This window comes from Roseateles sp. P5_B10 (assembly GCF_056400485.1).
In genome coordinates this window covers 1-2,399 of the sequence record NZ_JBFULE010000784.1, presented here as the reverse complement: position 1 = coordinate 2,399, position 2,399 = coordinate 1, and the positions used below count along the sequence as shown (strand labels likewise).

Annotated in this window: 5 protein-coding genes; all 5 read right to left on the bottom strand. The window is 66.3% G+C overall.

Going from position 1 to position 2,399, the window contains the following annotated elements; all coding sequences use genetic code 11:
- On the bottom strand, window positions 1–249 hold a 249-nt coding region (locus AC1DU6_RS27595), incomplete at its 3' end, for a hypothetical protein (protein ID WP_477861025.1).
- Between the two features lie 57 nt (window positions 250–306).
- The gene (locus AC1DU6_RS27590; RefSeq protein ID WP_457326390.1) at window positions 307–513 is read right to left on the bottom strand and encodes a TfoX/Sxy family DNA transformation protein; all 207 of its coding nucleotides are present in this window, start codon (window positions 511–513) and stop codon (window positions 307–309) included.
- Between the two features lie 9 nt (window positions 514–522).
- Window positions 523–1,335: an alpha/beta hydrolase gene (locus AC1DU6_RS27585; protein ID WP_477861023.1), complete on the bottom strand. Its 813-nt coding sequence runs from the start codon at window positions 1,333–1,335 to the stop codon at window positions 523–525.
- Between the two features lie 44 nt (window positions 1,336–1,379).
- Window positions 1,380–2,057, bottom strand: a complete 678-nt coding sequence (locus tag AC1DU6_RS27580) for an ion channel (RefSeq protein ID WP_457445753.1) — start codon at window positions 2,055–2,057, stop codon at window positions 1,380–1,382.
- A gap of 163 nt (window positions 2,058–2,220) precedes the next feature.
- Window positions 2,221–2,307, bottom strand: coding sequence for a PEP-CTERM sorting domain-containing protein (locus AC1DU6_RS27575; protein WP_477861027.1), 87 nt, complete (start codon window positions 2,305–2,307; stop codon window positions 2,221–2,223).
- Window positions 2,308–2,399 lie beyond the last annotated feature (92 nt).

The window sequence follows — 2,399 nt, the reverse complement described above, 5'->3', positions numbered from 1 at the left end:
GTACAGGCGCAGCACATGGTCGAGCTTTTCCAGGTTGTCCAGCAGCTGGGTGACGTCTTCCTGGTTGGCGTCGGAGTACACAACGAAGCGCTGGCTTTCCGCCCGGAGCCACGCGGAGAGGTCGCCCTTCTTGCCGGCCACCTCCACGCGCTCCAGGTTTGCCGGGCGGGTTTGCTGGGCGCTGGCGGCGCAGGCCGACAGCAGACAGAAGGCGGCGGCGAGTGTGTTTGCCCAGGGTCCCTTGCGCATTGGCTGTTCCTTCTGGAAGTGTGGCTCGGTGCGTGGTTGCAGATCCGAGCTTTCATCCTAACGGCCAGTCACTGCCGCGCGGGCGCCCTCCAGGGCCCAAAGCAGGTTCAGCGACACATTGTTATGCCCGGCCCGCTTGGCCCGGACGTAGGTGGCGACGGCGCCCAGCGCGCGCAGCTCTTCAAGCGTCGTGACGCCGACGCTAGCCAGCATCGCTGCGGACTTGGGGCCGAGGTTGGCCAGGGACTCGATCGTGTCTGACATGTGCGGACCCTAGTAGATCTGGTCAATCGCCCAATCGAACGACGGGTCGCCCACGTCGTTGTGCGCGATGTTGAAGTCCTTGCGCTGGATCAGCAGGTCCACATAGGCGCGGCCCTTGTAGCGCGCTTCGTAGGCGATCACGTCGTTCACGTTGCCGGGCGCATTCGCGCTGGTCAGGATCAGGTGCACGGGTAGACGGGGGCTGGCCGTGAAGCGCGCCTGTTCGTCCTGGATGTTCCTGGCCGTCAGCGCCCAGAAGGCGCCATCGAACAGCAGGTAGTTCCTGAAGAAGGGCGTGCCCGCGGCTTCGGTGCTCAGCAGGATGGAGCCCAGCAGCCCGCCGTAGGACGTGCCCGAGAAGCTGCGCACGCCCGTCGTGCGGTAGTTGGCCTCGATCAGCGGCGCCAGTTCCTCCTTCAGGAAACGGGCATAGGCCGGCGCGCCGTTGACGGTGTAGTCGATGGCCCGACGGTCACCCGGGCCCTGCTCGATGTTCACCAGGATCATCGGCTTGCGGCGCTTGTCCAGCAGCTGCGAGAACGAGTTGAAGCTCCACTGCCCGTCGGTCGCGTACATCACCGCATAGCTCTTGCCCGAGGTCGCGTAGTTCTCCGGCAGGTAGACGTGATACGGGTAGGTGATGCCCGTGATCCTGGACGTGATGGACTTGTCGCGCTCCAGCGTGCCCACGTAGACGTAGTTGGGCGTGATCACCACCGGCGGCGGCGTGACGGCCGGCGTCGCGTCGCTGCTCGACCCGCCACCGCCGCAGGCGGACAGCAGGCAGGCAAAGCTCAGAAGCAAACACCGGCGTCTGGACATGGAAGGCCCTCGAGTTGTCTTCTGCGCAGTTCCGGGCACTGCGGTCACGCAGACCCCCGGCGCAGCAGCGTCAGCCCGATCAGCCTGGACACCACGGCCGCCAGGTAGCCCACGCCAACGAACATCTCCAGGCTGGTCGCAGCCCGAGCCAGCGGCCGCACCGGGATGACGTCGCCGATGCCCGTGCTGGACAGCAGCGCGAAGCTCAGGAACATCAGCTCGGACCAGGTGCGGGGCTGTTCGGCGTTGACGGCGGCCGAGAAGCTGCCTGGTTGCACCGCCTGCAGCACCACGAAGCTGTAGGCAAAGCCCCAGGCCAGCAGTGTGAAGGTCGCGCCGGCCGCATACAGCTCGTCGGTCGTCGCATGCATGTCGCTCATCATGTAGGCGACGAGGCTGCCGGCAGCATAAAAGTAGAACAGCGCTTCCAGCGCGGCGGACCAAGGCTGCAGCCAGTGCATTTCCCACACCGCCTGCAGTACCAGCATGGCGATGGCCGGCAAGGCCAGGCAGACGCTCAGCCACGTCAGGCCCGGCGTGCGGCGCACCATGCCAGTCGTGAAGATCAGCACCGTGATGCCGAAGGCGCTCAAGGCGATGGGGCCGGCACGCGTCGATTCGAGGATCGGGTAGAGCAGCAGGCCCACCAGCTGCACGATCAGCAAAATGGCCGACGGGTGGCGGCGCGTAAGGGCGAGAAGTCTTCGGTGGGGCACTTGCATGCCGGGATTCTGTGCCGTACGGCTTCGCGCCAGGCGCGAATCAGGGGCGCGCCTCGCTCGACTGCCGCTGACGCAAACCGGCGCGCTTCCTTCGGCGGATCTCAGAAAGGCGTCGGGCTTCGCGATCCGAGATCGATTGAAGTCGCCATTCGCACAGGCCTGTTCAGCCGCGCCGACGAAGCACCAGCGCCAGCAGGCCGCCACCCAGCAGCAGCGCCACCGAGGGCTCGGGAACCGGCGCATAGGGCACGTTCCAGTCGATGCCGCTCTGGCTGCTCAGCGTGTAGCCGATGGCACTGCCGGCCACCGTGACGCCGCTGACGCCTTGCCATGTCAGCGTGC

Bases quoted from the DNA above. Each gene is read 5' to 3' on its own strand.
- AC1DU6_RS27585 (WP_477861023.1), bottom strand. From the start codon at position 1,335: ATGTCCAGACGCCGGTGTTTGCTTCTGAGCTTTGCCTGCCTGCTGTCC.
- AC1DU6_RS27580 (WP_457445753.1), bottom strand. From the start codon at position 2,057: ATGCAAGTGCCCCACCGAAGACTTCTCGCCCTTACGCGCCGCCACCCG.
- AC1DU6_RS27590 (WP_457326390.1), bottom strand. From the start codon at position 513: ATGTCAGACACGATCGAGTCCCTGGCCAACCTCGGCCCCAAGTCCGCA.